Source organism: Kocuria sp. WRN011, assembly GCF_002295155.1.
Classification (GTDB): domain Bacteria; phylum Actinomycetota; class Actinomycetes; order Actinomycetales; family Micrococcaceae; genus Kocuria; species Kocuria carniphila.
This window is the reverse complement of the sequence record NZ_NSGI01000023.1, coordinates 1-1,444: the sequence shown is the minus strand read 5'-3', so window position 1 is coordinate 1,444 and position 1,444 is coordinate 1. Positions and strand designations below refer to the sequence as shown.

Sequence of the window (1,444 nt, the reverse complement as noted above, 5' to 3'; positions counted from 1 at the left end):
CGGCCCTTCACAGATGAGCGTGGGTAGGCGTCTTCCGCCACGGCCGGTGGCCACCGGCGGCGAGCAGGGCGCGTAGCCGGTAGTTGTCGAAGTTGCGGAAACCCCGAGCGACCCGGCGCATCGTCTCGATCACCCCGTTGATCGCCTCTGTCGGCCCGTTCGAGGCTCCGGCGGTGTCGAAGTAGGCCAGGATCGCCGACCGCCATCGCTGCAAGGTGCGGCCCAGCCGGGCGACCTCCGGGATCGGGCAGGTCGGGAAGGCCCCCAGGATCTCGGCGACGAGCCGGCGTCCGGCTTCGGGGCGGGCGTGGTAGACGGCACGCAGCTTCTGGTAGCAGTGCCAGGCGAGGGTGACTTCATAGTGCGGGTCCCCGGCCTCGAGCTTCGCGTTCAGGCGGGTGATCTGCTTGGGAGTGAGGTGCTCGGCGCCGATCTGCAGGGTCCGGCGGATCCCGTAGAGCGGGTCTCCGGCCCGTCCGCGGTGACCCAGGGTGTCCTGTTGCACGCGGCGACGCACCTCGTCGACGACTTGGCCGCCGAGCTTGACCACGTGGAACGCATCGAGCACCGTGATGGCCTCCGGGAGCTTGTCGCGGATGGCATTGGCGTAGCCGTGGAACGGGTCCAGCGTCGCCGTGCGGATCCCGCTCGTGAAGGTCGGCCCTTGCTCGGAGAGCCAGTGGCCGTAGGCGGCCCCGGTACGGCCCTTGACCAGGTCCAACAGTCTCGCCCGAGGCCGGCCGTCCTCACCGCGGGAGTGGTCCACGATCCCGGTGACCAGTCCGGTGCCGGGCGGACCGACGTGGCGCCAGACGTGCTCGTCGACACCGAGAGCGTCCACACCGGTCAGCCGCTCCTGCGCGACCAACTGGTCCTCGATGACCGGGGCGATGGCATCCCAGACGGTGTTCCAAGCGACCCCTAGCATCTCAGCCAGGGCCGAGACCGCGATGTCGTGGGAGCGCAGCTGGGCCACGGCCCAGGCGATCGCGCGGGTGGTGAGCTTGCCCCGCGGGGCCGCCAGCTCGTGGAGCTCACTGAACGTCGAGATCTCGCAGGCGTCCTCGAGGCAGCGGTAGATCCGCTTGCGCCAGCGAACCCGCACCGGCACCCCAGCACAGGGCAGGTCGTGCAGGAGCACCTTCCGGCGGCCATGACCGGTGGCGAGCACTGCGCAGGAGGGGAAGCCCACCAGGGGCGGCACGGTCTCAACCACCACGGTGAACTGGCGCGCCCCGCGTTCCACGGCCAGGACGTGGACGTCGGGCAGGTCGAAAAGCGCGCACGCGGGCGCGCAGATAGCATGAGACACGTCGAGGCCTTTATGGATCAGGTTGCTTGGTCGCTACCCATCCTGGAGGCCTCGACCTCTACCCAGACCCCACAACACGCGCTCCGAAACGCCCCCACGCACCCGGCTACCCATGCTCATCTGTGAAGGGCC

1 protein-coding gene is annotated in these 1,444 nt (G+C 69.7%); it reads right to left on the bottom strand.

Annotation, left to right across the window (positions count from 1 at the left end; all coding sequences use genetic code 11):
* Positions 1–7: 7 nt before the first annotated feature.
* Complete coding sequence (locus CKW39_RS15210; protein WP_173674351.1) at positions 8–1,312, bottom strand: ISL3 family transposase; 1,305 nt, start codon at positions 1,310–1,312, stop codon at positions 8–10.
* Positions 1,313–1,444: the final 132 nt, after the last annotated feature.